The sequence below is a fragment of the Pseudomonas sp. NBRC 111119 genome (genome assembly GCF_001320125.1).
Taxonomy (GTDB): domain Bacteria; phylum Pseudomonadota; class Gammaproteobacteria; order Pseudomonadales; family Pseudomonadaceae; genus Aquipseudomonas; species Aquipseudomonas parafulva.
This window is the reverse complement of the sequence record NZ_BCAV01000029.1, coordinates 75,298-102,202: the sequence shown is the minus strand read 5'-3', so window position 1 is coordinate 102,202 and position 26,905 is coordinate 75,298. Positions and strand designations below refer to the sequence as shown.

The 26,905-nt window shown below is 62.9% G+C and carries 23 protein-coding genes, 1 tRNA gene and 2 pseudogenes; 9 read left to right on the top strand and 17 right to left on the bottom strand.

Translation table 11 applies throughout. From position 1 onward, the window contains the following. Positions 1–41 precede the first annotated feature (41 nt). Positions 42–1,970 (bottom strand): ATP-binding cassette domain-containing protein, encoded by a 1,929-nt coding sequence (locus tag APH25_RS12635; RefSeq protein ID WP_060482176.1) that lies wholly within the window; start codon positions 1,968–1,970, stop codon positions 42–44. A gap of 222 nt (positions 1,971–2,192) precedes the next feature. Here APH25_RS12635 and APH25_RS12630 point away from each other — a divergent pair, with 222 nt between their 5' ends. Next, entirely contained in the window at positions 2,193–4,118 is a 1,926-nt protein-coding gene (locus APH25_RS12630; RefSeq protein WP_060482175.1) for a transglycosylase SLT domain-containing protein, read from the top strand. Positions 4,119–4,155: 37 nt separating this feature from the next. Here APH25_RS12630 and APH25_RS12625 read toward each other — a convergent pair whose 3' ends face one another. After that, complete coding sequence (locus tag APH25_RS12625) at positions 4,156–4,956, bottom strand: MOSC domain-containing protein (RefSeq protein ID WP_060482174.1); 801 nt, start codon at positions 4,954–4,956, stop codon at positions 4,156–4,158. 55 nt (positions 4,957–5,011) lie between these two features. Then, positions 5,012–5,947, bottom strand: coding sequence for a chemotaxis protein CheV (locus APH25_RS12620; protein WP_060482173.1), 936 nt, complete (start codon positions 5,945–5,947; stop codon positions 5,012–5,014). A 349-nt stretch (positions 5,948–6,296) separates the two neighbouring features. On the opposite strand from APH25_RS12620, the pseudogene APH25_RS12615 reads away from it, so the two are divergent. The 3 genes and pseudogenes from APH25_RS12615 to APH25_RS12605 form a co-directional block, all read left to right on the top strand. Then, positions 6,297–6,707 (top strand): annotated as a pseudogene (locus tag APH25_RS12615) (histidine kinase); the annotation flags it as partial. Between the two features lie 354 nt (positions 6,708–7,061). After that, on the top strand, positions 7,062–7,958 hold the full coding sequence (locus APH25_RS12610) for a sensor histidine kinase (protein WP_060482172.1): 897 nt from the start codon (positions 7,062–7,064) through the stop codon (positions 7,956–7,958). Next, on the top strand, positions 7,948–8,607 hold the full coding sequence (locus APH25_RS12605) for a response regulator transcription factor (RefSeq protein WP_060482171.1): 660 nt from the start codon (positions 7,948–7,950) through the stop codon (positions 8,605–8,607). The genes APH25_RS12610 and APH25_RS12605 overlap by 11 nt, the downstream gene beginning before the upstream one ends. On the opposite strand, the gene yegS is transcribed toward APH25_RS12605, so the two are convergent. The 3 genes from yegS to moaB form a co-directional block, all read right to left on the bottom strand. Next, complete coding sequence (gene yegS / locus APH25_RS12600; protein WP_060482170.1) at positions 8,591–9,478, bottom strand: lipid kinase YegS; 888 nt, start codon at positions 9,476–9,478, stop codon at positions 8,591–8,593. The genes APH25_RS12605 and yegS overlap by 17 nt on opposite strands. A 102-nt stretch (positions 9,479–9,580) precedes the next feature. Then, entirely contained in the window at positions 9,581–10,807 is a 1,227-nt protein-coding gene (glp, locus tag APH25_RS12595) for a gephyrin-like molybdotransferase Glp (protein WP_256217519.1), read from the bottom strand. Beyond that, complete coding sequence (gene moaB / locus APH25_RS12590; RefSeq protein ID WP_028632458.1) at positions 10,791–11,330, bottom strand: molybdenum cofactor biosynthesis protein B; 540 nt, start codon at positions 11,328–11,330, stop codon at positions 10,791–10,793. Before moaB ends, glp begins: the two co-directional genes overlap by 17 nt. A gap of 186 nt (positions 11,331–11,516) precedes the next feature. Here moaB and APH25_RS12585 point away from each other — a divergent pair, with 186 nt between their 5' ends. Together APH25_RS12585 and APH25_RS12580 are read left to right on the top strand one after the other, a co-directional pair. Continuing rightward, the gene (locus tag APH25_RS12585; RefSeq protein WP_028632457.1) at positions 11,517–11,738 is read left to right on the top strand and encodes a YgdI/YgdR family lipoprotein; all 222 of its coding nucleotides are present in this window, start codon (positions 11,517–11,519) and stop codon (positions 11,736–11,738) included. 81 nt (positions 11,739–11,819) lie between these two features. Further along, positions 11,820–11,896 (top strand) — tRNA-Pro (locus APH25_RS12580). A 66-nt stretch (positions 11,897–11,962) separates the two neighbouring features. On the opposite strand, the gene APH25_RS26265 is transcribed toward APH25_RS12580, so the two are convergent. The 3 genes and pseudogenes from APH25_RS26265 to APH25_RS12570 all read right to left on the bottom strand — a co-directional run bounded on the left by APH25_RS26265 (position 11,963) and on the right by APH25_RS12570 (position 15,531). After that, complete coding sequence (locus APH25_RS26265; RefSeq protein ID WP_371262505.1) at positions 11,963–12,676, bottom strand: methyl-accepting chemotaxis protein; 714 nt, start codon at positions 12,674–12,676, stop codon at positions 11,963–11,965. Between the two features lie 171 nt (positions 12,677–12,847). Next, a pseudogene (locus APH25_RS26260) lies at positions 12,848–13,006 on the bottom strand (HAMP domain-containing protein); the annotation flags it as partial. 764 nt (positions 13,007–13,770) lie between these two features. Further along, the gene (locus tag APH25_RS12570; protein WP_060482168.1) at positions 13,771–15,531 is read right to left on the bottom strand and encodes an ABC transporter transmembrane domain-containing protein; all 1,761 of its coding nucleotides are present in this window, start codon (positions 15,529–15,531) and stop codon (positions 13,771–13,773) included. Positions 15,532–15,743: 212 nt separating this feature from the next. Between APH25_RS12570 and APH25_RS25690 the strand changes: the two genes are divergently transcribed. Next, positions 15,744–15,920: a PA1571 family protein gene (locus tag APH25_RS25690; protein ID WP_169338807.1), complete on the top strand. Its 177-nt coding sequence runs from the start codon at positions 15,744–15,746 to the stop codon at positions 15,918–15,920. An 87-nt stretch (positions 15,921–16,007) separates the two neighbouring features. On the opposite strand, the gene pdxB is transcribed toward APH25_RS25690, so the two are convergent. The 3 genes from pdxB to rlmM all read right to left on the bottom strand — a co-directional run bounded on the left by pdxB (position 16,008) and on the right by rlmM (position 18,657). Beyond that, positions 16,008–17,150 (bottom strand): 4-phosphoerythronate dehydrogenase PdxB, encoded by a 1,143-nt coding sequence (gene pdxB / locus APH25_RS12565; RefSeq protein WP_060482167.1) that lies wholly within the window; start codon positions 17,148–17,150, stop codon positions 16,008–16,010. A 60-nt stretch (positions 17,151–17,210) separates the two neighbouring features. Then, positions 17,211–17,453, bottom strand: coding sequence for a sulfurtransferase TusA (gene tusA, locus APH25_RS12560; protein ID WP_060482166.1), 243 nt, complete (start codon positions 17,451–17,453; stop codon positions 17,211–17,213). A 136-nt stretch (positions 17,454–17,589) separates the two neighbouring features. Further along, positions 17,590–18,657, bottom strand: coding sequence for a 23S rRNA (cytidine(2498)-2'-O)-methyltransferase RlmM (rlmM, locus tag APH25_RS12555; RefSeq protein ID WP_060482165.1), 1,068 nt, complete (start codon positions 18,655–18,657; stop codon positions 17,590–17,592). A gap of 225 nt (positions 18,658–18,882) precedes the next feature. Between rlmM and acnA the strand changes: the two genes are divergently transcribed. Both acnA and APH25_RS12545 read left to right on the top strand, forming a co-directional pair. Next, complete coding sequence (gene acnA / locus APH25_RS12550) at positions 18,883–21,624, top strand: aconitate hydratase AcnA (protein ID WP_060482164.1); 2,742 nt, start codon at positions 18,883–18,885, stop codon at positions 21,622–21,624. Between the two features lie 239 nt (positions 21,625–21,863). Beyond that, positions 21,864–23,429, top strand: coding sequence for a PAS domain-containing methyl-accepting chemotaxis protein (locus tag APH25_RS12545; protein WP_060482163.1), 1,566 nt, complete (start codon positions 21,864–21,866; stop codon positions 23,427–23,429). Between the two features lie 43 nt (positions 23,430–23,472). Here APH25_RS12545 and APH25_RS12540 read toward each other — a convergent pair whose 3' ends face one another. The 5 genes from APH25_RS12540 to APH25_RS12520 all read right to left on the bottom strand — a co-directional run bounded on the left by APH25_RS12540 (position 23,473) and on the right by APH25_RS12520 (position 26,841). Further along, positions 23,473–24,357 carry a pseudouridine synthase gene (locus APH25_RS12540; protein ID WP_060482162.1) on the bottom strand — a complete coding sequence of 295 codons (885 nt, stop codon included), beginning with the start codon at positions 24,355–24,357 and terminating at the stop codon, positions 23,473–23,475. A gap of 51 nt (positions 24,358–24,408) precedes the next feature. Further along, positions 24,409–24,717: a hypothetical protein gene (locus APH25_RS12535; RefSeq protein ID WP_060482161.1), complete on the bottom strand. Its 309-nt coding sequence runs from the start codon at positions 24,715–24,717 to the stop codon at positions 24,409–24,411. Between the two features lie 65 nt (positions 24,718–24,782). Continuing rightward, the gene (locus APH25_RS12530; RefSeq protein WP_060482160.1) at positions 24,783–25,214 is read right to left on the bottom strand and encodes a D-Ala-D-Ala carboxypeptidase family metallohydrolase; all 432 of its coding nucleotides are present in this window, start codon (positions 25,212–25,214) and stop codon (positions 24,783–24,785) included. Positions 25,215–25,322: 108 nt separating this feature from the next. Next, positions 25,323–25,562 carry a glutaredoxin family protein gene (locus tag APH25_RS12525; RefSeq protein WP_060482159.1) on the bottom strand — a complete coding sequence of 80 codons (240 nt, stop codon included), beginning with the start codon at positions 25,560–25,562 and terminating at the stop codon, positions 25,323–25,325. A 70-nt stretch (positions 25,563–25,632) separates the two neighbouring features. Beyond that, a complete protein-coding gene (locus APH25_RS12520; RefSeq protein ID WP_060482158.1) occupies positions 25,633–26,841 on the bottom strand; it encodes an ammonium transporter in 1,209 nt (402 codons plus the stop codon). Positions 26,842–26,905: the final 64 nt, after the last annotated feature.

Below are 26,905 nucleotides of genomic sequence, written 5' to 3'. Positions count from 1 at the left end.
GCCGGCAAGCTGGCGCGCAGGGCCCTACAGCTTGATGCTGGTCAGCCTTCGAGCTCAGCCCAGCGCTCCACCAGCACATCCAGCTCGGCCTGCAGCTTTTCGATACGGGCGAGCACGGCCGACGTTTCTGCGATGGGCCGCTGATAGAACCCCGCCGCACTCACCTCTTCCTGGGCCTCGGCCATGCGCTGCTCCAGCGCATCGATCTGCCCTGGCAGCATTTCCAGCTCTCGCTGCAGCTTGTAGCTGAGCTTCTTCTTCGACGTGTCCTCGGCCACTGGCGCGGCGACAGGTGCGGGCTTGGCCTCCACCTTTTCCACCACCGCGCTGTTGAGCGCCGACTTGCCGCCCTTGCTCTCCGTCACGCCCAGCAGCTTGGGGGAACCGCCTTGGCGGATCCAGTCCTCGTAGCCACCCACGTACTCGCGCACCTTGCCGTCACCCTCGAAGACCAGGGTGCTGGTGACCACGTTGTCGAGGAATGCCCGGTCGTGGCTGACCATCAGCACGGTGCCCTTGTAGTTGGACAGCACCTCTTCAAGCAGCTCGAGGGTTTCAACGTCCAGGTCGTTGGTCGGTTCGTCCAGCACCAGCAGGTTGGCCGGCTTGCTGAACAGCTTGGCCAGCAACAAACGCGCGCGCTCGCCGCCGGACAACGCTTTTACCGGGGTGCGTGCACGCTGAGGGCTGAACAGGAAGTCGCCCAGGTAGCTCAGCATGTGGCGGTTCTGGCCATCGATCTCGATGAAATCACGGCCTTCTGCCAGGTTGTCGATAACAGTCTTTTCAAGTTCCAGCTGGTGACGCATCTGGTCAAAGTAGGCCACTTCCAGCTTGGTGCCCCGCTCAACCTTGCCCGAGGTGGGTTCAAGGTCACCGAGCATCAGCTTGAGCAAGGTGGTTTTGCCGGTACCGTTGGCACCCAGCAGGCCGATGCGGTCTTCGCGCTGCAGCACCATGGAGAAGTCACTGACCAGCAGCGGCCCGTCGGGGTGGGCGAAGCTGACATGCTCCAGCACCATCACCTGCTTGCCCGACTTCTCAGCCGATTCGATCTGGATATTCGCTTTGCCCTGGCGCTCGCGGCGCTCACCACGTTCCACACGCAGCGCCTTCAACGCCCGTACTCGCCCTTCGTTACGGGTGCGGCGGGCCTTGATGCCCTGGCGGATCCATACCTCTTCCTGGGCCAGGCGCTTGTCAAACAGGGCGTTGGCGGTTTCCTCGGCGGCCAGGGCTGTTTCCTTGTGCACCAGGAAGCTGGCGTAGTCGCCGTTCCAGTCGATCAGGCCACCCCGATCAAGCTCGAGAATGCGGGTTGCCAGGTTCTGCAGGAACGAACGGTCGTGGGTGATGAACAGCACCGCACCGTTGAAGCCGCGCAGCGCCTCTTCAAGCCAGGCGATGGCGCCGATGTCCAGGTGGTTGGTAGGCTCGTCGAGCAGCAGCAGGTCGGGCTCCGACACCAGGGCCTGGGCCAGCAGCACACGACGGCGCCAGCCGCCGGACAACTCGGCCAGGGTCTTGTCTGCCGGCAACTGCAGGCGGCTGAGGGTACTCTCCACCACCTGCTGCAGGCGCCACCCGTCACGGACCTCGAGCTCGTGCTGGACGTGCATGAGCTTCTCCAGGTCTTCGTCACCCTGGATGTTCATGCTCAGGTGGTGGAACTGCGCCAGCAGTTCGCCAACGCCGTCAAGCCCGGCGGCGACCACGTCAAACACGGTGCGCTCGTCGGCTACCGGCAGTTCCTGGGGCAGCTCGCCGATCTTCAGGCCTGGTGCGCGCCAGATCTCGCCGTCGTCGCCTTTCTGCTCGCCCTTGACCAGGCGCAGCATGCTGGACTTGCCGGTGCCATTGCGGCCGATGATGCACACCCGCTCGCCACGAGCGATCTGCCAGGACACCTTGTCCAGCAGCGGCATGGCGCCGAATGCGAGGGACACATCGCTGAATTTGAGCAGGGTCATGTTCGTCTCCATAAATCGGGCGCGCATTCTACCTGAGTTGGCGGTTGGCCGACATCCGAATGCCCCTGCGCCAGCCACCAGACGACACCTGGTCGAACTTAATATCCCGATACAAGCACAGTGCTTTCACCCACCGCCGGCAAACGGCTAAGCTAGGGCCATAGCTTCCGACAGTGCTGGCTCCGCCTTCACTTCCCCATGGTTCAACTGCCCGGACGTATCATGCGCAGCCGCCTGTTACAAATTGCTTCCTGCCTGTTGCTCACTGCTGCCACCTGCACGGCCCAGGCCACCGACATTACCGTGCAACGCCAGTACTTCGATGAGGCCAAGCGCGCCTTGGCCAAGGGCGACAAAGGCCCGTACCTGCGTTATGCCGATGCCTTGAGCGATTACCCGCTCACGCCTTACCTCGCCTATGACGAACTCACCGCGCGCCTGAAAACCGCCAGCAACGAGGAAATCGAGCAGTTCCTGGCCAAGCACGGCGACCTGCCCCAGGCCAACTGGATGAAACTGCGCTGGTTACGCTGGCTGGCCGAGCGCGGCGAATGGCAGCCCTTCGTCAAATACTACGATCCCAAGCTCAACTTTACCGAACTGGATTGCCTGAACGGCCAGTACCAGCTCAGCCATGGCCTGCGCGCCGAGGGCTTTGCCACCGCCGACAAACTGTGGAGCGTCGGCAAGTCGCAGCCCGCGGCCTGCGATACCTTGTTCGCCATGTGGGCAGCAGAGGGCCAGCTCACCGAAGCCAAGCGCTGGGAGCGCACCAAGCTGGCCGCGCAGGTGCGCAATTACGCACTGGCCAACAACCTGGTCAAAACCCTCACCACCCTGGGCCCACAAGGGCGGTTGCTGGTGGATGTGGCGCAAAAACCCGAACTGCTCAACCAGCCGTCACGCTTTGCCCCGGCCGACGACGCCATGTCCGACGTGGTCAGCCTTGGCCTGCGCCGGCTCGCCCGGCAAGACCCCGAGCGGGCCATGGCATTGCTCGACGACTACGCTCAGCGCATGCACTTCTCCCGCGACGAAAAGGTCGCCATCGCCCGGGAAATCGGCTTGACCCTGGCCCGCCGCTACGACCCCCGCGCGCTGGACCTGATGACCCGCTACGACCCGGAACTGCGCGACGACACGGTCAGCGAATGGCGCTTGCGCCTGCTGCTGCGCCTTGGCCGCTGGGAGGATGCCTACCAGCTGACCAAGCGCCTGCCCAAAGACCTGGCCCAGAGCAGCCGCTGGAAGTACTGGCAGGCACGCAGCCTGGAGCTTGCGCAACCCAACAACCCGCAGGTTCCACTGCTGTACAAGAACGTGTCCCGTGAACGTGACTTCTACGGGTTCCTCGCCGCAGACCGCGCTCAAACACCGTATCAACTGAACAACAAGCCGCTGGCGCTCAGCCCGCAGCTGGTCAACAAGGTCCGCAACACCCCTGGGATCCGCCGAGCACTGGAGTTCCATGCCCGGGGGCAGATCGTCGAAGGCCGGCGCGAGTGGTACCACGTCAGCCGGCACTTCAACCGTGACGAAATGGTCGCGCAGGCGCGCCTTGGCTACGACTTGCGCTGGTACTTCCCGGCCATTCGCACCATCAGCCAGGCCAAGTACTGGGATGACCTGGACATTCGCTTCCCCATGGCCCACCGCGACACCCTGGTGCGCGAGGCCAAGGTGCGCGGCCTGCATTCCAGTTGGGTCTTCGCTATTACCCGACAGGAAAGCGCCTTCATGGAAGATGCGCGCTCACCCGTGGGTGCCAGCGGGCTGATGCAGCTGATGCCCGCCACGGCGAAGGAAACCGCACGCAAGTTCAGCATCCCCCTGGCCTCCCCCGCTCAGGTGCTCAACCCGGACAAGAACATTCAGCTGGGCGCTGCCTATCTCAGCCAGGTGCACAGCCAGTTCAACGGCAACCGGGTGCTGGCCTCCGCCGCCTACAACGCAGGGCCGGGGCGCGTGCGGCAGTGGTTGAAAGGTGCCAAGCACCTGAGCTTCGATGTGTGGGTAGAGTCCATCCCGTTCGATGAAACCCGCCAGTACGTGCAGAACGTGCTGTCGTACTCCGTCATCTACGGTCAGAAACTGAACGCGCCGCAGCCATTGGTTGACTGGCACGAGCGCTATTTCGACGACATGTAAATACCCGCCCTGTAGCGGCGGCCCAACCGGGCCGCTGCTACAACACCTCCACTGGCATCCCCACTTCCAGGTAGCCGCAGCCGTCGGCCGCCAGGTTCTGACCGAACAACACATCGCCTTCTTTCTGGCGGAAGGTTTTCAGGGTAGTCATCGGCTCGCGGTCAGGGCTGCGCTCACCGGTGGCCGGGTCGATAGTGGTGAAGATACAGCGCACACTCGGCTTGAGTACCCGAAACTCCAGGCTACCGATGCGAATACGCTCCCAGCCATCTTCGGCAAAGGCTTCGGCGCCCTGCACGACCAGGTTTGGCCGAAACCGCAGCATCTCCATAGGGCGGCCAACGCGCTGATTGAGGCCATCCAGGGAGGCCTGGCCAATCAGCAGAAGCGCAAAACCATCGGCAAAGGCCGCGCGGTCGGCGTTGGTGCCGTACCCATTGGGCAGGTAACGGGCTCTCTGCTCCGGGCAATGCACCAGCCGTACCTTCACGCCCAGCCACTGGCTGAGCCAGGCAGCCGCAGCGTCGCCGGCGTCCGGCACGCGGAACGTGTCACGCCACAGGGTAACCCCGCGCAAATCCACATCGGCCTCGGGCACCGGCACCTGCAACAGCGCCTGGCCTGGGGCGCGCAGCAACAGCGTGCCGTTGCCCTCGTCAATGGCCTGTAACTGCCCCAATTGTGGCCAGGCGCGCTGGGTGAGGAAGCGCCCGTTTTCTTCCTCCACCACCATCCAGCGGCGGTCACCTTGCAAACCCAGCAGCCCCACCTGCGATGACAGCAGGCGCTGCGCCTGCCCGGACTTCACGGGGTACCGGTACAACTCACTGAGAAACATCCCTGCCGCCTCACGTCGCGTCAAACGTCAAGCTTATACCGCACGGGCCCAAGGTTCACGCTGGCGTGGTGTCCAGCAACAGACGCTGCTTGACCACATCCACCAGGCGATCCGGCTGGAACTTGGACAGGAAATTGTCGCAACCCACCTTCTTCACCATCGACTCGTTGAAGCTGCCCGACAGGGACGTGTGCAGTACCACGTAGAGCTTGCGCAGCCGTGCGTCATCGCGGATCTCGGTGGTCAGGCGGTAGCCGTCCATTTCCGGCATCTCGGCGTCGGTGAACACCATCAGCAACTTCTCGTACACATCCTCACCGGCATCTGCCCAGCCCTTGAGCATACGCAGTGCCTTGAGGCCATCGCTCGCCACGTGCAACTTCATACCCAGTTGGGACAAGGTGTCGCGCAGCTGCGCAAGGGCAACACTGGAGTCATCCACCAGCAACACCTCGCGGCCTCGGGCCCTGGCGAGCACGGGGTCGGCCAGTTTGTCACCCGAAACCCGTGCGTTGTAAGGCACGATCTCAGCCAGTACCTTCTCGACATCGATCACCTCGACCAGTTTGTCGTCGACCTTGGTGATGGCGGTCAGGTAGTGCTGGCGCCCGGCGCTGGTGGGCGGCGGCATGATCGACTCCCAGTTGAGGTTGACGATGCGGTCGACGCCCCCCACCAGAAACGCCTGCACCGAGCGGTTGTATTCGGTGACGATGATGGTGCTGTCCGGCCCAGGCTGCAGAGGGCGCATGCCAATCGCCTGGGACAAGTCGATCACCGGCAGGGTTTGCCCGCGCAGGTTTACCACACCGCACACGAAGGCGTGGCGCTGAGGCATCAGGGTGAGCTTGGGCAGTTGCAGCACCTCCTGCACCTTGAAAACGTTGATCGCGAAAAGCTGGCGCCCGGCCAGCCGAAACATGAGAATTTCCAGGCGGTTCTCACCTACCAGTTGCGTACGTTGGTCTACCGTGTCGAGAATGCCAGCCATTGGAGAGCCCCCAGGCGTAGTGCGAAAAAAATTGGGATATTGAAGCTGTATCGGCGGCGTCACCTGCATCTTGACCCCTGCAATGTGCGGCCCTTACCGGCAATTGATATCACTTTACCACCATGCTTAACTGCGGACCCTCGCAGATATCGTCGGCGGCATGAAAGTTCCTTCCCTGAGCCCGCCATCAGGGAAACCCCTAGTGGCAATCGGGCGCAACCTGATGTTCGCAATATCCTTTAGCCATTAATGTGACGCCATTCTCACTGCATGAATGGAGTCAGGCTTTGCTAGCTACCGTAACGGCGTGCCCGTCCCCTGCGCCTGTCCCGCGCGTGGAGACCTCGTGATGGACAGTGCCTTACCGTTCAATGACGCCCTCCAATGCTTTCTGGTGGACGCCCAGGTGCTGCTGACACGGGCACAGGAATGCCTGCACCACCTGGAACTGATTGAAAACGACCCCGATGCCTGCTACTGCCTGGATGACACCCTCGACGGGCTCGCCCGGCACGCCAATCACCTGGGGCTGCGTGAAGTGGCCTACTACACCGCCTCCCTGCACGAGGTACTTGCACCGGCCTGCCAACGTGCCTGCCTGCAGCCCGAGGCGCTGCCAGCAGCAACGGCCTGCCTGACACTGCTGGCCTGGCAGCTTGAACTGGTCGACCTGCACACGGGGCGGCTGAACCTGGACATCGGCGAACAACTGGTGCTGTTGGGCGAGCTGGCAAAGGTGGTGCAACCCGGCTGCCCAGCGACTTCACACTAAGCAGTACAAAGTTCAACTTGGCCGCTAGTAAGAGACGCTCGCCGGGGATGAACTTGTAAAGTTGAATTCCGTGTTTCGGAAAGTTGTAGGGAAAGTGCGTAGAACATGGTCGATGGATGGCATTTTGCTACTCGTCATGCCCAACGCAAACAGCCTCTACCGTCAACGGCCAGCGGCGACCACCCGAATACGAAGTGGTAGTATGCGCCCCCAAAACGCTTGCAACTTGAAGAAAGGTTGAAAGATCACGTGGTTGAAAAAACATCGAAAGTACTGCGCCAAAGCCTCTGAGCTGCACTGTGCAAGGCCTCCATCAGCAATACTTCAGTGGCTTCCCTACCTATGTTCCCACGCTTGATGACTTCTTTGCGTTGCCACTCCCCGTCCGCCCTGCTGTGCTGGGCAACGGCAGTGCTGTGCCTGGCCTCGTGCGGCGCTCACCTGGCGCTTTACCTGCTTCATCAGCCCATCCCCTCAAGCCTGATGGTGCTGCAGCTGGCCACGGCGCTGTGCGCCGCGCTGCAACTGGGGGTGGGTGCCAGGTGCATCAGTTTGCGGCCTGCAGAGCTGGCAGAGCGAATGCTGAAAGTGCAAGAAACTGAGCGTCAGCACCTGGGCCGGGAGCTGCATGACGACATTGGCCAGCTGTTGACTGCAGCCAAGTTGCAACTGCAATGGCTGCAGCGGCGCTTGCCCTCCGAGTTGCAAAGCCATTGTGACGCCCTGCGCAGTACACTGGACGACACCTTGGGCAACGTGCGCGATGTTTCTGCACTTCTGAACCCTCGGCAACTGGCCAGCCTGGGCCTTGAGGCCAGCCTGCGCGCGCACTTGGTGCGCACATTGCGCAGCAGTGGCGTGCACTGGAGCCTGGCCTGCAAACAGCGCCTGGGGGGCATCGACGAGGTGGTCGCCATGGCGGTGTTCCGGATCACCCAGGAGGCCGTCACCAATATGCTGCGACACGCACAGGCCCGTAACCTGGTCGTCCGCCTGCAACGTACTGCGGCGGGGCTGGCGCTGTCGATTCACGACGACGGCTGCGGGTTCACCCCTGCAAAGCACCCTGCCCTGGCAGGCCAACGCGGGCTGGCCGGCATGCTGGAGCGGGTCACGGCGTTGCAGGGCAGCCTGGACATCATCAGCGAGCCAGGCCGGGGGGTACGCATAGAGGCGGTGTTCCCATGGCCTGCGCGCACCCGGCAACGGGCAGGAAGAGCGGCTGCCCATGACCTGTAGACTGCTGCTGGTAGACGATCACTCGCTGATCCGTGCCGGGGTCAGAGCCTTGGTGGGCGATATACCCGGCTACGAAGTGATTGGCGAGGCCGATGACGGTAGCCAGCTGCTGGAACAGGTACGCACCCTGAACCCGGACATCATCCTGCTGGACATTTCGATGCGCTCGACCAGCGGCCTGGATGCACTCACCCAGCTACGCGCCAGCGGCAGCCCCTGCCGGGTGCTGATCCTGTCCATGCACACAGACCCGGACCTGATCATGCGCGCACTTGAAAGTGGTGCTCATGGTTACCTGCTCAAGGACACCAGCGCCACCGAGCTGGAACAGGCCCTGGGGGCGGTGCGCAGTGGTGAGCGCTACCTCAGCCCAGCCATTGCCCATACCGTGATCAACCAGGCGCTGCGGCACAGCAGGCACGGCAAGCATGCAGCGTGCGATCGCCACAACCTCACCGCCCGGCAGTTGGAAATTCTGCGCCTGATCGTGCGAGGCAAATCAACCCGCGAAATAGCAGCCGGCCTTGGTCTTTCGATCAAGACCGTGGAAACCCACCGTTCCCAAGTGATGAAACGCCTGCAAATCCATGACGTGGCCGGGCTGGTGCTGTTTGCCGTGCGGGAGAAAATTATCAGCCTGGATGACTGAGCAGCGGCGAGGCACTGGGCAGGTGCAGGCGTAAGGCCGCGGGTTTTGCTGCAAAGCGCAGGCTGTCTGCCTTCAGGGGCTCACCGTCCAGGTTGATGTCCAGCCCCTGCGAACTCTTCACCTCCACCCACGGCAGCCTCGCCCTGATGAACAACCCTTCGCCCCCGAAAAGATCACGCAGGGCGCCCACCACCTCGGTGGGTGCTGGCAGGATGGCGATATCCAGCAGGCCGTCATTGACCGCCGCTCCGGGGCATAGCACCTGCCCCCCGCCGGCTTGACGGCCATTACCGATACCGAGGGCCAGCAAATCCCCTTGCCAGTGGAAATCCGGCCCCTGCAGTTCGACGGACGCGGCCTGCAGCTCACTGAACCGCGATAACCCGGTAAACAGATAGGCTGCAGCGCCGAGCACCTTTTTCAGGTCCTCAGAGGTGCTGGCCGTGACCTGGCTGCCGAAGCCACCGGTCGCCATGTTCAGAAACAGCTGCTCGCCTACCTGGCCCAGGTCAATCGCCTGGGCAGGCTGGTTGAGCAGGGCCAGTGCGGCAGCAGGTTCCAGGGGGATACCGGCAGCCTTGGCAAAATCATTCGCGGTACCCAGCGGCAATAGCGCGAGGCTCGCCTGCGTGCCCGCCAGCCCCATGGCTTCAGCCACGTCCCGCAAGGTGCCATCGCCACCACCTGCAACGATGTGCGGGTAACCTGCAGCCAGCGCTTCGCCGACCAGGCGCTGGGCATCGCCACCCTCCCAGGTCACCCTGACATCCAACTGCCAGCCCGTGTCCCGCAGGGCATGCACGGCACTGCGCAGCTCTTCGTTCATCGCCTGCTTGCCGTGCAGGATCAGCATCGCCTTGCGCCCTTGCATGAAGGTGTCTCCGTGAAATTGACCAACCCTGATCTCGACCATTCGCAGCGCATATTCGTTGCATGCACCCCCGAAAATAGCGGGTGCAGGCACCGAGGCCGCTCAGCCGAGCAATTCGCTGAAAGGAATGAACCGTACGCTGTCGCCCTGCTTCGGTGTGGTGCCCTCAAGCACCTCGACCAGGCCCTCGGCCCACACTGCGCTGCGCAGCACACCTGAACTCTGGTTTTTGTAGATGCGCACCTGGCCTTGCTCGATGCGCCCACGCAGGTATTCCCGGCGGTTGCCAGGCTTGGGCCAGTCGAAGCCGGCCGGCATGGGAAAACTCAACGGCGCCACATCGGCAACCCCTTGCCGGCGAAGCAGGTAAGGCCTGGCCAGCAGGCCGAAGGTGACCAGGGTGGAGGCCGGGTTACCCGGCAGGCCGATCACCGGTACACCCTGGAAATGGCCGAACGTGAGCGGCTTGCCCGGTTTGATTGCCAGCTTCCACAGCGCCAGCTCACCGGCCTCGCGCAGGGCAGCGCCCAGGTAGTCCGCCTCACCGACAGACACCCCACCGGTGGACAAGATCAGGTCGACATCCCCCAGGTCTGCGAGGCGGGCACGCGTGCGCGCCAGGTCATCGGGCAGGATGCCAGCATCTACCACGTCGCAGCCCAAGCGCAGCAACCAGCTGAGCAACAGTTGGCGGTTGCTGTTGTAGATCTGCCCAGGCCCCAGCGGCAGGCCAGGCTCGACCAGCTCGTCACCCGTAGACAGCACGGCAACGCGCACTTTGCGCACCACATCCAGGTGCCCATGCCCCAATGTCGCCGCAAGGCCCAACTCGATCGGCCCCAGCCGAGTGCCCGCAGCCATCACCTGCTCGCCCTTGCGGGTTTCCTGGCCTTGGGGACGAATGTTCTGCTGAGGGCTCAACGCCTGCAGAAAGGTGACACGGCCGTCATCGCCAAGCACGGCATTTTCCTGCATCTCCACACAGTCGGCGCCCTGCGGCACGGGTGCCCCGGTAAAAATGCGCGCACAGGTGCCTGGTTGCAAAGGCTGCGGTGCATGGCCGGCAAAAATTCGCTGGCTGACGGGTAGCGGCTGGCCCAGCCAGTCAGCCATGCGCAATGCGTACCCGTCCATGGCACTGTTGGGCCAAGGCGGCAGGTCGAGGGACGCCACCAGGTCGGTTGCCAGCACCCTGCCCTGTGCGTCGGCCAGTGCAACGGTCTGCACTTCGCGCAGCGGCGCAGCATCGGCCAGCGCCAGCAATTGGTCGAGGGCCTGCTCCACCGGCATCAGCGCGCTGGCCTGAATCGCCTCAACCACGGCTTTCACAGGCCGCTGCCTGCTTCAGGTGGGGGACAAAATTGCACGGGCGATGCCGCGCATCAAGCTGCTCGGCCAGGATGCCGTCCCAGCCTGTGCGCACGGCATTGGTCGAGCCAGGCAGGCAGCACACCAGGGTGCCATTGGCAAGGCCGGCCAGGGCCCGCGACTGCACCGTCGATGTCCCGATATCAGCCACTGATATCTGCCGGAACAGCTCGCCAAAACCCTCTACCTGCTTGTCGAGCAGGCAGGTGACCGCCTCTGGGGTGCTATCCCTGCCGGTGAAGCCGGTACCGCCGGTGATCAGCACCACTTGTACCTGGTCATCGGCGATCCAGGTGGCGACCTGCGCACGGATCTTGTACAGGTCGTCCTTGAGCAGCACGCGCTCGGCCAGACGGTGGCCTGCAGCGCTCAGCCGGTCAACGAAGACCTGGCCAGAGGTATCGGTGTCGAAGGTACGGGTATCGCTGACGGTGAGCACAGCAATGTTCAGCGGTACAAAGGGGGTATCTGCCTTGGCTTTCATGGGTATCCATCACAAGTACATGCAATGGCCGCAGTTATATCACAGCCCATGCGCCGACAGAGGATGTGCCCCGCGCTTGCGCTGGATCAAGCAACGGCATTGCCGTTATGCTGCACTTGAAAGGAACTTGCACTAACGTCCCGCGTCTTAACTGTCATCTTGCACCATCGCACTTGGAGAACCACGATGATCAAACGGACCCTTCCCGCCTTCCTGCTCGCTGCGGGCATGGCCGCCCTCGCAGGCTGCTCGACCCCATCCGTCATTACACTGAACGACGGCCGCGAAATTCAGGCAGTGGACAAACCGTCCTACGATGAAGACTCCGGCTTCTACGAATTCGAGCAGTTGGACGGCAAGCGCATGCGCTTGAACAAAGACCAGATCCGTACCGTCAAAGAGCTCTGATCAGGCGCCCGATTTTGGCAAAGCCCCTTTTAACAACAAGGGCTTGCGTGCGAAATCGGGATGCAGTAGGATTTTGTTCATCGGAGTGTAGCGCAGCCAGGTAGCGCGTCTCGTTCGGGACGAGAAGGCCGCAGGTTCGAATCCTGTCTCTCCGACCAAATCCTTGTCAAAAAGCCCGCCATGAGCGGGCTTTTTGTTGTGCCTTTCTTGTGGGTTGCAACGCCTCAGGCGCTGAGCCGCGAGGTCACCTGCGCCAATTGCCCAGATAACCCATGCAGGCGCTGGCCCGCTTGCTCGGTGTGTTGCACCGCCTGTTGGTTGGCGGTCGCGATGCGGGTGATTTCGACCAGGTTGCGGGAGATGTCCTCGGCCACACTGGTCTGCTCTTCAGCGGCCGTGGCAATTTGCCTGTTCATATCGCGAATGGCCTCGACGGCCAAGGTGATGCGCCGCAGCATCTGGCCCGCCTGCTGCACTTGCTCGGCACCCTCTTCGCTGCGCTGCTGGCCGCTTTGGATGGCCTTCACCGCTTCAACCGCACCACCCTGCACGGCATCGATAATCTGATGGATCTCGGCAATCGAGGCAGCGGTGCGCTGCGCCAGGCTGCGCACCTCGTCCGCCACCACGGCAAAGCCACGCCCGGCGTCACCGGCCCGGGCCGCTTCGATAGCAGCGTTGAGGGCCAGCAGGTTGGTCTGCTCGGCGATACCACGGATGACCTCAAGCACTTTACCAATGCGTGCACTGTCGGTTTCCAGGTGGCGGATCACCGCCGCCGTGCCGGTAATTTCCCGGTTCACCATGCCGATGATGTCGATGGTCTGCTGCATCACCTGCTCACCCGCCTGGGCACCCTGGTCCGCGTCATCCGCTGCCCGCGCCGCCTCGGAGGCGTGCCGGGCAACTTCCTGGGCCGTGGCAGACATCTCATGCATGGCGGTGGCGACCTGGTCGGTACGCTGGAACTGGTCTTCGGTACCGTTTGCCATCTCACTGGCAATGTGGCGCAGCTGGCCGCTGGCGTCCTCAAGCTCGTGGGCATTGCCCTTGAGCCGGCCAACGGTCTCGGCCAGAAAATCACGCAAGGTGTTGGCCGCCTTCGCCAGGCGCCCCAGTTCATCCTGCCGGCGGCTTTCCACACGGCCTTCGAACCGGCCTTGGCTGAGCTGAGCGACGTAGTCGATCAGTTGCCGTATAGGCTGGACCAGGCTGCGGTTCACCAGCCACAGGCTCAGCAGGCCTACCAGCAGTGTCGAGGCCAGCATCACCAGCAGGCCCAGCCAAACCGTACGTTCGGCACTGGCATTGATGACGCCGGCACGTTGGCCGGCCTCGGCACGCAACTGCTCGACAAGCTGGCTCATCTGCTCGCTGGCTGCGCGGTCTACGCCCTTCACCGCGAGGTCGCCGGCAAATGGGTCGCCCCCGGCGGCGATAAAGGCCTGACGCCCGCGCTCGTAGTCCTGCCCCAGTTGCAGGTGGCTGTCACGCAGTTGCTGCAGTGGCCCCTTCAAGCGGCTGTCACTGCGCTCGATCAACTGGTCCAGCAGTTGTTGCACCTGCTGTTCTCGCGCCTGGAACTGCTGCCAGTATTTGTCCATATCCGCAGGCTGACGCCCGCGCAGCAGCACGTTCTTCCATTCCTGCACCTGAATCTTGAACTGAAGATTGGCCTCTTCGATCATCTGGGAGGCCTGCAGTGGCCCGTCCACCAGTTGGGCATAGCTACGAACGCTGGAAGACAGGAACTGAAAGCACACCAGCGCGATCAGCAACATGGCCGCCAGGCTACCGCCCAGCATCAGCAGAATCTGCACCTTGAGGGATTTGCTAAACATCATGCATCTCAAAACAGGAAGGGAAGAAACGGCGCGCGCTCGCGACACCCGTCTAGACACTCCCTGTCCCGGAAGGCAGGCCAAAAAAAAGCTGCCATCAAGCAGATAGCAGCCAGTTCGAGCACGTGCACAACAGTTGGGGCAGATAGTCTCAGGCAATTACTACAAAAATATGACAAACCCGCTGCAGGCTAATCGGTGTTGAACTGCAACGAGGCCAGCCGCGCATACAGCGGGCTGGTCTCGATCAACTGGCGGTGAGTGCCCACCGCAACCACGCGGCCTTTGTCGATCACTGCGATGCGGTCGGCATGCTGCACCGTCGCCAGGCGGTGGGCGATCACCAGCGTGGTCCGGCCTGCCATCAGCGCGGGGAGTGCCTGTTGAATCAGGTACTCGCTTTGCGCATCCAAGGCACTGGTGGCCTCATCGAGCAGCAGCACCGGCGCATCCACCAACAAGGCCCGGGCTATCGCGATGCGTTGTCGCTGGCCACCGGACAGGCCGATGCCGCCCTCCCCCAGGAGGGTCTGGTAACCCTGCGGCAGTTGGCGGATGAATGCGTCCGCATGGGCACCCTGCGCCGCCGCTTCAACCTGCACGTCAGTGGCCTGCGGCCGGCCATAGCGGATATTCGCCGCCACCGTACCGCGAAACAGTGAGGGGTTCTGCGCCACCAGGGCGAATTGCCGGCGTAACGTGTCAGGTTCGAGCTGGTCAATTGCGATGCCATCAAGCAGGATGCGCCCCTGCTGTGGGTCATGGAAGCGCAGCAGCAAGTCGAACAGGGTGGACTTGCCAGCCCCCGAAGGCCCAACCAGCGCCACCGTCTGCCCAGGCTCGATCTCCAGGCTGAGGTGGTCAATGGCTGCCACTGCCGGGCGTGAGGGGTAGGCAAACACGATGTTGTGCAGCGCGATGCGCCCGCTCGCCCGCGCCAGGGGCAGTTGCTGTGCTGGTGCAGGGGGCTGGATCACACTGGTGGCGGCCAGCAGTTCGGCAATGCGCTCAGCCGCGCCCGCCGCCCGCTGCAGCTCGCCAATCACTTCGCTGAGCGTACCGAACGCACTCCCCACGATCAGGCTATAGAACACGAACGCCGCCAGCTCGCCGGCCGAAATGCGCCCAGCGATAACATCCGTACCACCTACCCACAACATCACCCCAATCGCCCCGAGCACCAGCATGATGACCAGCGTGATCAGCCAGGATCGCTGGGCAATACGCTTGCGGGCCACTGAAAACGCCTCTTCGACAGCCTCGGCAAACTGCTCGCGGTCGTGGGCCTGATGGGTATAGGCCTGCACTGTCTTGATCTGGCCAAGGGTTTCGGCCACGTAACTGCCCACGTCCGCCACCCGGTCCTGGCTCAGGCGCGACAGGGTGCGTACCCGGCGACCGAACAACAGAATCGGGGCGAGCACCACCGGTAGCGTCACCACCACGATGCTGGTCAGTTTGGGATTGGTAATGAACAGCACAATCACCCCGCCGATCACCATCAACGCATTACGCAGGAACATGGACAGGGACGAACCGATCACCGACTGCAGCAAGGTGGTATCGGCGGTCAGCCGCGACTGTATTTCGGAGCTGCGGTTGTCTTCGAAAAACCCAGGGTGCAGCGTCAGCAGGTGGTCGAACACCGCCCGACGGATATCCGCCACACAGCGCTCGCCAATCCACGACACCAGGTAAAAGCGGCTGAACGTTCCCAACGCCAGAGCAACAACCAACGCCATGAACAGCGCGACGGTCTGGTTGAGCTGGTGCACCGACCCGGTCATGAACCCCTGATCCACCAGCAACCGTATGCCTTGCCCCATGGACAGGGTAATGGCTGCGGTCACAACCAGTGCCAGCAGCGCCAGCAGCACGCGCTGGCGGTAGGGGCGAACGAACTGCCAGGCCAGGCGCAAGGCGCGGCGTGGGCGAGCATCGGAGTGAGGCATGGGGGTTATCACAAAAAGGTGGGCCCTCCAGCCTACCACTCATCCCCCCTCATGGAACTGCCGGAGGCTGCTATAGCCTATCGATCTAACCCTGGTATGGAGCTTTTGCGCCGTATCTGTTGCACTGTGCCTGCCTGGCCCGCGAGAGGCTTGTCACCGCCTGGTCATGGCGCAGGGTTAACCTGATTCCGTTACTGAAGAGGAGACCATGCATGAACGTGCAATCCAACCACGACCACCACGCCAAGCCTGGGTGCGCACCGCAGCAAAAGGTTGCCGGCGCCCTGATCGACGCACAGGGGCGTGAGGTACCCATCACCGAGCAGATGATCCAGCAGGCCTGCAAGGCCCTAGAAGAAAGCCGGGTGGAGCGCGTACGCAAGGACTGATTGGCGAATTTCCTGTAACCCGGCACCTGTGCCGGGTTTTTTTCGCCCGCTAGATGCCGTTGTTCGCCAAGCCCTGCTCGGCTGTTTTCAAACCAGCCTTGCGCCCAACGCCCCTACCATCTGCACCAATTGCGGCGAGTCTCCACGTACATGAACGGCCAGGCCCTCGATTTCACGACGCGGCGGGTAGTGCTTGCGCAGCTGGTCGAACGCTGCCCGTTGCCGTTGGCTGTCGTCACTGAGGCTGCGGCGCAAATCCGCATCGTCGCGGCGTGGGTCATAGACCGCACGGCACAGGGTAGCCAGTGCCCATTGCAGATCCGCACCGGCATCCAGCTCGATCTGCGCCAGTGGCGGGCGTGGCAGCAGGTCGGCTAGCGCCACCTGCTCATCAACGCCCAAATAGCGACACAGCGCCTGGTAGATCTGTGCGGTACCGCGCTGGCGGCCATCGAGGCTGTAGCCTGCGATATGCGGGGTGGCCAGCGTGCACAGGTCGGCCAATGGCAGGTCGACCGCCGGCTCCCCTTCCCACACGTCCAATACAGCGTGCACATCGGCACGCGCGTTCAGCAGTTCGCGCAAGGCTGCATTGTCGATCACGGGCCCGCGGCTGGCATTGAGCACCCAGGCACCGGGGCGCAGGCGGGCCAGTTGCGGCTGGCCGAGCAGATGCCAGGTAGGGCAAGCCCCGCCGCGCTGCAGGGGCGTATGCAGGCTGATCACATCGCAGTGTTCCAGGATGGCATCAAGGCTGACGTACTCACCGCCCTCGGCAGCCTGGCGCGGCGGGTCGCACACCATGACCTTCCACCCCAGGCCACGCAGCACGCGCACCAGCCGCCCGCCCACCTCACCGGCGCCCACCACACCGTAGACCTTGTCAGGCAGCGCAACCCCTTCGAGGTCGGCAAGTGTCAGCAGGCTGCCCAATACGTAATCCACCACGCCTCGGGCATTGCAGCCAGGGGCGCTGCTCCAGCGGATACCCGCTTCGGTGAAGTAATCGAGGTCGAGGTGGTCGGTACCAATGGTGCACGTACCCACGAAGCGCACGCGGCTGCCTTCAAGCAGTTGGCGGTCCACCTTGGTGACGGAGCGTACCAGCAGAATGTCGGCATCCCTGACGCTGGCAGCATCGAGCCCCCGCCCTGGGTATCGGCGTATCTCGCCGAAGCCCTGGAAGAATGCATCGAGCAGCGGGATATTCTCGTCGGCAACTATCAGCATGGCGCTCTCCTGTCTGGGCAGCGCAGTGTAGGCGCAACGCGGGGTGGGTTCCAGAGCGCTTCAGTCGGCTTTCTTGCGGATCCAGTACAGGAAGGTGCCAGCTTCTTCCTGTTGCTGGAGCAGTTCGTGGCCAAGAAAGTTGCAGAACTTGGGGATGTCGCGGCGCGTGGAGGGGTCGGTGGCGATGACCTTGAGCAGGCCGCCTGCGGCCAGATCACGCACGTGCTGGTGCAGCATCATCACCGGTTCAGGGCAATTCAGGCCCGTGGCGTCGAGAGTGGCATCAGGGGTGAAGTCGGTCATGGAGGGCTCCGCAAAATGATTGCCATTGTCGCGCATTGTTCGGTGTGGACCAAGCTGGATGGTGCTCGCCTCGATAATGGTTTTGCCTGCGAGACCAAGCACCACCGCACAAACCAAGGCAAGCCCGTGGTTGCCATCACCGGCGCGGTTTCAGATCCAACCGGCGCAAGTGACAGGTCACCTCCTCACGGTCATGGTAAAGCTGCTTGCAAGCAATCGACACCCTCACCTTGCTCGCCTTGAACGTCGCCTCCATCCGATCCAGCAACCGCCGCACCTCTGCATACCGCTGTTTCATCGGCAACTTGAGGTTGACTACCGCCTCCCGACACAGCCCTTCCCCTAACCACGTCTCGATCAACGAAGTGGTCCGCGCCGGTTTCTCGACGATGTCACACACCATCCAGTCCACCGCCTGCTTCGGCCGCCAGGTGAAACCATCGGCCATCAAATGCTGTACCAACCCCGTGTCCATGAGGCTTTCTGCCATAGGCCCGTTATCGATGGCCGTGACCAGCATGCCCCGTCGCACCAGTTGATACGTCCAGCCGCCAGGCGAAGCACCCAGGTCCACCCCCGTCATGTCGTCGCCCAGGCGTTGCTCCCACTGGTCCCGCGGGATGAACTGGTGCCAGGCTTCTTCCAGCTTCAACGTCGAACGGCTGGGCGCCTCGCGGGGGAATTTCAGGCGTGGGATGCCCATTGGCCAAAGCGCGCTGTTGGCAGGCGGTGCACTCCCGGCAAACACCCGTCGGCCGCTGATGAAGGTCAGCAGCAAGCGCGGGCGTGTGGTGTCCTCGACCAGCCGCCCAGCCTTCTCCAGCGCCTTGCGCAACGGCGCCTCGAACTTGCGGCAGAACGTGGACAGTTCCTTGCCGTCATTGCTGTCCAGCACTTCCAGCCAAAGGCTGCCGAACACCGGCTGGCCCGCCAGTTGATCCAGCAGCACACTGATGCGGTCGGTTTCCGGCAACTCGATGTACCCACCACATGCCCACTGCCGCGCAAAGATCAGTTGGCTGAAGCGCAGCGCGCCCATCAGCCGCTCGGCAGCGCCCGCCTCGCTACAGACGAACTCGGCGCAGGCGCCATGCGCCTTGCCCTTGGCGTAACCGGCAATGCCCACCCGGGCAGCATGTTCGCTGATCTCGGCGCACACCTCGCCCTCGAAACCGGGCCGGCAATGCATGAACAGGGTATTCATCTCTCACTCCACGACGGCTGGCGCACCCAAGGCGCCGGCAGGGCCGCGATGATAAAGGAAGTTCGGAACCTGCGACATGCCCCGCCGGTCCAGAAAAGGGTCAGGTAACGCAAACCGGACTAACCTGACCATTCAGCCAGGCCCGTGCCGTGCGGGCTGGTACACAGCGGTGCTACCGGCAACTCCTTCAATCGTTGCCTGGCACCGGCGCAGAAGGAGTTGGCAATGCCCTCGCTCGATAGCCTGAAAACCCTCAAGCCGCTACAAGTCGGCAACCAGACCTACCACTATTTCAGCCTTACCGAGGCCGCCCGCCAGTTGGGTGACCTGCAGCGCCTGCCCATGTCGCTGAAAGTGCTGCTGGAAAACCTGCTGCGCTGGGAGGACGGCAAAACCGTCACCCGCGACGACCTGCAAGCGCTGGCCCAGTGGCTGACCGAGCGCCGCTCGGACCGCGAGATCCAGTATCGCCCTGCGCGCGTGCTGATGCAGGACTTTACCGGCGTCCCTGCAGTGGTCGACCTAGCCGCGATGCGCGCGGCCATGGCCAAGGCCGGCGGTGACCCGCAACGCATCAACCCGCTGTCGCCAGTGGACCTGGTTATTGACCACTCGGTGATGGTCGACCACTACGGCACTGCACAGGCCTTTGGCGAAAACGTCGACATCGAAATGCAGCGCAACGGCGAGCGCTACGCATTCCTGCGCTGGGGCCAAAGTGCCTTCGACAACTTCAGCGTGGTACCACCGGGCACCGGCATATGCCATCAGGTCAACCTTGAATACCTGGGCCGTACGGTGTGGACCCGCGAGGCGGACGGCCGTACCTACGCGTTCCCCGACACGCTGGTGGGCACTGACTCGCACACCACCATGATCAATGGCCTGGGCGTGCTGGGCTGGGGTGTGGGCGGCATCGAAGCGGAAGCGGCGATGCTAGGCCAGCCGGTATCGATGCTGATACCGCAGGTGATTGGCTTCAAGCTGACCGGCAAGCTGCGCGAAGGCATCACCGCCACCGACCTGGTGCTGACGGTGACACAAATGCTGCGCAAGAAAGGCGTGGTGGGCAAGTTCGTCGAATTCTACGGCGACGGCCTGGCCGAGTTGCCCCTGGCCGACCGTGCAACCATCGCCAACATGGCACCGGAATACGGCGCCACGTGCGGTTTCTTCCCGGTGGATGATGTAACCCTGGACTACCTGAGGCTGTCGGGCCGGCCGGCTGCCACCGTGGAACTGGTGGAGCATTACTGCAAGGCCCAGGGGCTGTGGCGCCTACCGGGTCAGGAACCGTTGTTCAGCGACACGTTGGCCTTGGACATGCACGATGTGGAATCCAGCCTGGCAGGGCCCAAGCGCCCGCAGGATCGGGTAGCACTGGGCCAGGTCAGCCAGGCCTTCGACCACTTCATCGAACTGCAGCCCAAACCGCTTGCTCGCGAAGTCGGGCGGCTGGAGAGTGAGGGCGGCGGCGGCGTGGCCGTTGGCAATGCTGACCAAGCCGGTGAAATCGACTACAGCCACCAGGGGCAGACCCACACGCTACGCGACGGCGCGGTGGTCATTGCGGCCATCACCTCGTGTACCAACACGTCCAACCCCAGCGTCATGATGGCGGCAGGCCTGGTTGCCAAAAAGGCCCTGGAAAAAGGCCTGCAACGCAAGCCGTGGGTCAAGAGCTCGCTGGCCCCTGGTTCGAAGGTGGTCACGGAGTACTTCCACGCGGCCGGGCTTACGCCCTACCTCGACGAACTGGGCTTCGACCTGGTGGGCTATGGCTGCACCACCTGCATCGGTAACTCCGGGCCGCTGGACGAGCCGATTGAAAAAGCCATTGCCAACGCCGACCTGACCGTCGCCTCGGTGCTGTCGGGCAACCGCAACTTCGAAGGCAGGGTGCACCCACTGGTCAAGACCAACTGGCTGGCCTCCCCGCCCCTGGTGGTGGCCTATGCCCTGGCAGGCAGTGTGCGTGTGGACCTGACCAAGGACCCGCTGGGCACCGACAAGCATGGCCAGCCTGTCTACCTGAAGGACATCTGGCCCACCCAGCAGGAAGTGGCTGCTGCGGTAGCCAAGGTCGATACCGCGATGTTCCACAAGGAGTACGCCGAGGTGTTTGCCGGCGATGCACAGTGGCAGGCCATCGAAGTGCCGCAGGCTGCGACCTATGTGTGGCAAGACGACTCCACCTACATTCAGCACCCGCCCTTCTTCGAGGGGATCGAGGGCCCCGCCCCGCAGATCACCGACATCCGTGGCGCACGCATACTGGCGCTGTTGGGCGACTCGGTCACCACCGACCACATCTCGCCCGCGGGCAACATCAAGGCCGACAGCCCAGCAGGGCGTTATTTGCGTGACAAAGGTGTGGAGCCCAGGGATTTCAACTCCTACGGATCGCGCCGCGGCAACCACGAAGTGATGATGCGGGGCACCTTTGCCAATATTCGCATCCGCAATGAAATGCTCGGCGGCGAGGAAGGTGGTAACACCTTGCACGTACCCACGGGTGAGAAACTATCCATCTATGATGCCGCCATGCGTTACCAACAGGACGGCACACCGCTGGTGGTGATTGCCGGCCAGGAGTACGGCACTGGTTCCAGCCGCGACTGGGCGGCCAAGGGCACCAACCTGCTGGGGGTCAAGGCTGTGCTTGCCGAGAGCTTCGAGCGTATCCACCGCTCGAACCTGGTCGGCATGGGCGTGCTCCCCCTGCAGTTCAAGGCTGGGCACGACCGCAAGCAGCTGGGCCTCACCGGCAGGGAGCAGATCGAGCTAACCGGCCTTGAAGGCGTGCACATTCACCCCGGCATGAGCTTGCCACTGCGCATCACCCGCGAGGATGGGCAACAGCTGGACATCGAGGTGTTGTGCCGCATCGACACCCTCAATGAAGTGGAATACTTCAAGGCCGGCGGCATCCTGCATTATGTGTTGCGCCAACTGATAGCGGCGTAAAGGCAATGGGGCACCTGCGCCCTGCGCGCAGCTGCCCCTACTATCCGCGCAATGAATAGTTCATCGCGCCGTCACTTAAACGCAATAAAAAGCGCGTTATTGCGGCTATCAGCTGCGAACTTTCACGTTTGGTAATTCAAGTTCGTCACTGGCGTATTGCCTTGGGTCCCTGCAAATATTCCCTCAACAAAACACGCGGCGTGCCGATAGCCCTCCAAAGCCCCGCGGACATCCAAGCCATGCGTAACAACCAGCCGATTACCCAGAGAGAACGGACTTTCCCTGCCAAGCAGCGGTTGATCTCCACCACCAATGCCAAAGGCGTTATTACCTACTGCAACGATGCGTTCATCGAAATCAGCGGTTTTACCCGCGATGAGCTGATGGGTGCGCCGCATAACCTGGTCCGTCACCCCGACGTGCCGCCCGCCGTCTTTGCCCACATGTGGCAAACCCTCAAGCAGGGCCAGCCCTGGATGGGTATCGTCAAGAACCGCTGCAAGACCGGCGACCATTACTGGGTCAATGCCTATGTCACACCGGTTTTCGAAAACAACCAGGTCGTCGGTTTCGAATCGGTCAGGGTCAAGCCGACCGCTGAGCAGATCCGCCGCGCCGAGGCGTTGTACCAGCGCATCAACCAGGGCAAACCCGCGGTCCCGCGCCGCGACCGCTGGCTGCCGGTGCTGCAGGACTGGCTGCCGTTCATTCTGATCAGCCAGATCGGCTTCCTGATTGGCATATGGCTGGGACACTCCTGGGGCTTCGCGTTGGCCGCGGCGCTTTCCGTGCCCTTGGGCCTGCTGGGCCTGACCTGGCAGCAGCGCGGGCTCAAGCGCCTGCTGCGCCTAGCTGAACAGACCACGTCCGACCCGCTGATCGCGCAAATGTACACCGACAGCCGCGGGGTGCAGGCACGCCTGGAAATGGCCATGCTGAGCCAGGACGCACGCATGAAAACCTGCCTGACACGCCTGCAGGATACCGCCGAGCACTTGAGCGACCAGGCGCGTCAATCCGATGTGCTGGCACACAAGAGCTCTTCGGGGCTGGAACGCCAGCGGGTGGAAACCGAGCAGGTTGCTGCCGCCGTCAACCAGATGGCCGCCACTACCCAGGAAGTGGCCAACCACGTGCAACGCACCGCCGATGCCACCCAGGAGGCCAACCGCCTTACTGGCCAGGGTCGCCAGATTGCGGGTGAAACCCGTGAAGCCATCGAGCGCCTGTCGGCGGCAGTTGGCGAAACTGGGCAGACCGTGACCCAGCTGGCCAAGGACAGCGACGAGATCGGCGGCGTGGTGGATGTGATCAAAGGCATTGCCGACCAGACCAACCTGCTGGCCCTCAACGCAGCCATCGAGGCAGCGCGCGCGGGTGAGATGGGGCGTGGTTTCGCGGTGGTCGCCGATGAGGTGCGCCAGTTGGCCCAGCGTACCGCCGAGTCCACTGGGCAGATCCACAGCCTGATCGCCAAGCTGCAACAGACCGCCAGCAATGCCGTCACCACCATGGAAAGCGGCCACCGTCAGGCGCAGGAGGGGGTGGATCGGGTGATGCAGGCCGACGAGGCGCTGGTGGGCATCAGTGAGGCAGTGGCCAATATCACCGACATGGCCACCCAGATTGCTGCCGCAACTGAAGAACAGACTGCCGTTGCTGACGAGATCAGCCGCAACATCAGCACCATTGCCGACCTGGCTGACCAAACGGCCGAGCAGGCGCAGCATTCGGCGCTGTTGAGCGAGGAGCTGAACACGACTGCCGGCAGCCAGTATTCGCTGGTGGAGCGGTTCAACCGCTGATTCCGGTACCCCAGGCGCCCGTTATCGGGCGCCCCTGCAGGCGTTACCAGTCGAGTTGCAGGCGGCTCTGGAAATAGCGTTCCTCGCCAGAAAGCGGGTCGACAAAACGCAAGCTCTGAGCCAATAGCTTCAGCGGTTGCTGGTAATCATCTTCGACAGTGCGCAGGTGGGGGTAGAAAGGATCGTTGCTGATACCTGCCCCCAACGCGGCCATGTGAACCCGCAGTTGGTGGGTCTTGCCAGTTACCGGGGACAGGCCGTAGCGCCATAGCCCGCCATTCTTTTCCAGCACCTCAGCCACGGTTTCGCTGTTGGCCTGCCCGTCCACCTCATGCATGCGGAAAAACGGCTCACCGTGCTCCAGACGGCTTTTATGCACCAGCGGAAAGCTGTGCTGCGGCATGGCGGCGGCAATGGCCTGATAGCGTTTTTCGATACGCCGCTCAGGGAACAGCCGCTGGTAGGCGCTGCGGGAGTTCGGGTTGGCAGAAAACAGCACCAGGCCCGCAGTATGGCGGTCTATCCGGTGCAACGGGACCAGGTTCGGGTTGTCGAGGCGGCGGATCAAGCGGCGCAGCAGCGTTTGCTCCACGTATTCGCCGCCAGGCGTCACGGGCAGAAAATGCGGTTTGTCGGCCACCACAAGGTGTTCGTCAGCATGCAGCACCACTTCCTGGGCAGGAATGACCCGCTCATTGGGCACCTCGCGAAAATAATGCAGGCGCATGCCCCGCTTGTACGGCAGGCTGGCCGCTACCGGCCGCCCCTGCGCATCCAGCACCCGGCCACGGGCAAAACGGTCGAGCCACTGGCTACGGTCGATGGCTTTGAAGTGATCGCACAAGCAGTCGAGTACGGTTGCCCAGCCCCCCGGTGGCAAGCACACCGTGCTGGCTTGCTGCTGGGCGGGGTCGAAGGGCGTGGTCATGGCGTGGCTCGAAGCGGGTAAGGCCGCGCATTATCCCCCATGCCTGCGCTGTCAGCCAGCCTGTGCCAACGCCTCGCTGCGGGCCTTCAACCACCGCAACACCTGCACGGGCTCCCAGCGCCCCGGGTCGTAAAGGGCGTACAGCAGCCCCTCATAACCCACCACATCGAGGCCACGGTGGTACCCCGCACGCTGGAACAAGGCCTCGATCTCGGCAAAACAGGTATTGAAATGCACTTTGCCAAAAGGCGTGAGGTTGTCGGTCACCAGCCCTTCGAGGCGCAGCTCCAGGACAGCGTCGGCCACCCGCTCGACAGGCATGCGGTTGACGCTGTACTTCAATTGCTCGACATTGAGCATGGATTCACCTCGACACTGTATTTATATACAGCATACGAACATCCCTCCGTGGTCGTCAATGCACCCTATTGCAGGCCGGGCAGGTAACCGCTGCCTTTGCGTATGGTCAACACCTGCCGCCTTGGCGCACCACGGCTGACTGACAGGTGCACCCACTTGTCGAACTCCAGAATCAGCTGGTCGAACCCAATGGGGCTGTCGCAGATGCGCTGTACTGTTTCGCGCGGGCATACCTCGATGACCGTGAAATCGGCCGCCAGCCCCTGCACATGCTGGCTTTTGGCGGAGCCACCAATCAGCGTGTTAAGGCGCTCGCTGCGGTAGCCACTGCTAATGATGATGGGGGCGTCGAACAGGGCGCGCACCTGCTCGAGGGTGTTGCACAGCAGCTTGAGGTTGTCGACCACAGGGCCTGGCGGGGTGTTGTCGAACCCGTCCCGGGCGGCTAGCTGGGACACGATCATTTCCCTTAGGGTGAAGTGCGGGGTAAGCAGCATGACAGGCGATTCCGATGAAGGTTGACCAGGTCGGCACCCGTGTGCCGCCGGCCAAGCATTCACCTATCACCGCCCACTTGGAGCAGGGTCAGGGATCCTCCAGAGGCCTCATTGCTCCAGGAAAGCCACGACCTGTTCGGCATCGAATGGCCAGTGCAACTCACCCCCGTTGTCGCAGCGGCGCAACACCGGGATGACCAGCCCGTAGCGCTCGAACAGCGCCTCGTTGTCGGCAATGTCCACCAATTCGACCAACAGGCCATGGTCGACGAAAGGCATCAGCACAGCCTCCGCCACCTCGCACAGGTGGCAGCCAAGGGTGCCGAACAATTGGCATTCAGGCAGCATGGGGCAGGCTCCGTTGCATGTGCAGAACGCTATTCTAGGCCGTTAACGCTGCCCCTGCACCCAAACCTGATCAATCCTGGGTAGTGGCGCCGATGCGGTGCAGCGACAGGTCAGCCCCCTCGAATTCCTGCTCGTGGCTCAAGCGCAAGCCAAGCACGGCGCGCACCGTGCCATACACCGCAAACCCACCGGCCAGCGCCACCACCACCCCGGCCAGGGTACCCAACAGCTGGCTCCACAGGCTGACACCGCCCAAACCACCCAACGCGGTCTGGCCGAAGATGCCACACGCCACCCCACCCCAGACCCCACACAGGCCGTGCAAGGGCCACACGCCCAGTACGTCATCGATCTTCCAGCGGTTCTGCGCGGCGGTGAAGGTCCAGACGAACAGCACACCGGCCACCAGGCCAGTCGCCAGTGCGCCGGCCGGGTGCATCACGTCAGAACCCGCACAGATGGCAACCAGCCCCGCCAGCGGTCCGTTATGCAAGAACCCTGGGTCATTGCGCCCGGCCAGCAGTGCCGACAAGGTGCCACCCACCATGGCCATCAGCGAGTTGATCGCCACCAGCCCGCTGACCCCCTGCAGCGTCTGAGCGCTCATCACATTGAAGCCGAACCAGCCGATGATCAGAATCCACGAGCCCAGCGCCAGGAACGGTATGCTGGAAGGCGCAAATGCCACCAGGCGGCCGTCCCGATAACGCCCACGGCGTGGCCCCAACAGCACGACTGCGGCCAGTGCCAGCCAGCCGCCCATGGCATGCACCACGATGGAGCCGGCGAAATCGTGAAACGGTGCAGCAAACCGGGCCTGCAGCCAAGCTTGTACACCCAGGTTGCCATTCCAGACCATGCCTTCGAAGAACGGGTAGACGAATGCCACGATCACTGCCGTGGCGCACAACTGCGGTACAAACCGTGCCCGCTCAGCGATACCGCCCGAAATAATTGCAGGGATCGCAGCAGCAAAGGTCAGCAGGAAGAAACACTTGACCAGCGCATACCCCTGGTCAGCGGCGAGCGCGGCAGCCGGCTGGAAAAAACCCACGCCGTAGGCTATCCAGTAACCGATGAAGAAGTACACCAGCGCCGAAACGGCGAAGTCGCTGAGGATCTTTGACAATGCGTTGACCTGGTTCTTGTAACGCACCGTGCCCACTTCAAGAAACGCGAAGCCGGCGTGCATGGCCAGCACCAGAATGGCCCCCATCAGAATGAACAGGGTGTTGGAACCGTGGACCAGTGAGTCCATCGCGCTGAGCGGATTTTCCATGGGGTTTGGCAGACCTGCGAAAAAGCACCAGGACAGCTCATGGGGTCGCAGGCATGCACCAACA

Coding starts and splice junctions, on each gene's coding strand:
- APH25_RS12635 (WP_060482176.1), bottom strand. CDS start 1,970: ATGACCCTGCTCAAATTCAGCGATGTGTCCCTCGCATTCGGCGCCATG.
- APH25_RS12630 (WP_060482175.1), top strand. CDS start 2,193: ATGCGCAGCCGCCTGTTACAAATTGCTTCCTGCCTGTTGCTCACTGCT.
- APH25_RS12625 (WP_060482174.1), bottom strand. CDS start 4,956: ATGTTTCTCAGTGAGTTGTACCGGTACCCCGTGAAGTCCGGGCAGGCG.
- APH25_RS12620 (WP_060482173.1), bottom strand. CDS start 5,947: ATGGCTGGCATTCTCGACACGGTAGACCAACGTACGCAACTGGTAGGT.
- APH25_RS12610 (WP_060482172.1), top strand. CDS start 7,062: ATGTTCCCACGCTTGATGACTTCTTTGCGTTGCCACTCCCCGTCCGCC.
- APH25_RS12605 (WP_060482171.1), top strand. CDS start 7,948: ATGACCTGTAGACTGCTGCTGGTAGACGATCACTCGCTGATCCGTGCC.
- yegS (WP_060482170.1), bottom strand. CDS start 9,478: ATGCAAGGGCGCAAGGCGATGCTGATCCTGCACGGCAAGCAGGCGATG.
- moaB (WP_028632458.1), bottom strand. CDS start 11,330: ATGAAAGCCAAGGCAGATACCCCCTTTGTACCGCTGAACATTGCTGTG.
- APH25_RS12585 (WP_028632457.1), top strand. CDS start 11,517: ATGATCAAACGGACCCTTCCCGCCTTCCTGCTCGCTGCGGGCATGGCC.
- APH25_RS26265 (WP_371262505.1), bottom strand. CDS start 12,676: ATGCATGAGATGTCTGCCACGGCCCAGGAAGTTGCCCGGCACGCCTCC.
- APH25_RS12570 (WP_060482168.1), bottom strand. CDS start 15,531: ATGCCTCACTCCGATGCTCGCCCACGCCGCGCCTTGCGCCTGGCCTGG.
- APH25_RS25690 (WP_169338807.1), top strand. CDS start 15,744: ATGAACGTGCAATCCAACCACGACCACCACGCCAAGCCTGGGTGCGCA.
- pdxB (WP_060482167.1), bottom strand. CDS start 17,150: ATGCTGATAGTTGCCGACGAGAATATCCCGCTGCTCGATGCATTCTTC.
- tusA (WP_060482166.1), bottom strand. CDS start 17,453: ATGACCGACTTCACCCCTGATGCCACTCTCGACGCCACGGGCCTGAAT.
- rlmM (WP_060482165.1), bottom strand. CDS start 18,657: ATGAATACCCTGTTCATGCATTGCCGGCCCGGTTTCGAGGGCGAGGTG.
- acnA (WP_060482164.1), top strand. CDS start 18,883: ATGCCCTCGCTCGATAGCCTGAAAACCCTCAAGCCGCTACAAGTCGGC.
- APH25_RS12545 (WP_060482163.1), top strand. CDS start 21,864: ATGCGTAACAACCAGCCGATTACCCAGAGAGAACGGACTTTCCCTGCC.
- APH25_RS12540 (WP_060482162.1), bottom strand. CDS start 24,357: ATGACCACGCCCTTCGACCCCGCCCAGCAGCAAGCCAGCACGGTGTGC.
- APH25_RS12535 (WP_060482161.1), bottom strand. CDS start 24,717: ATGCTCAATGTCGAGCAATTGAAGTACAGCGTCAACCGCATGCCTGTC.
- APH25_RS12530 (WP_060482160.1), bottom strand. CDS start 25,214: ATGCTGCTTACCCCGCACTTCACCCTAAGGGAAATGATCGTGTCCCAG.
- APH25_RS12525 (WP_060482159.1), bottom strand. CDS start 25,562: ATGCTGCCTGAATGCCAATTGTTCGGCACCCTTGGCTGCCACCTGTGC.
- APH25_RS12520 (WP_060482158.1), bottom strand. CDS start 26,841: ATGGAAAATCCGCTCAGCGCGATGGACTCACTGGTCCACGGTTCCAAC.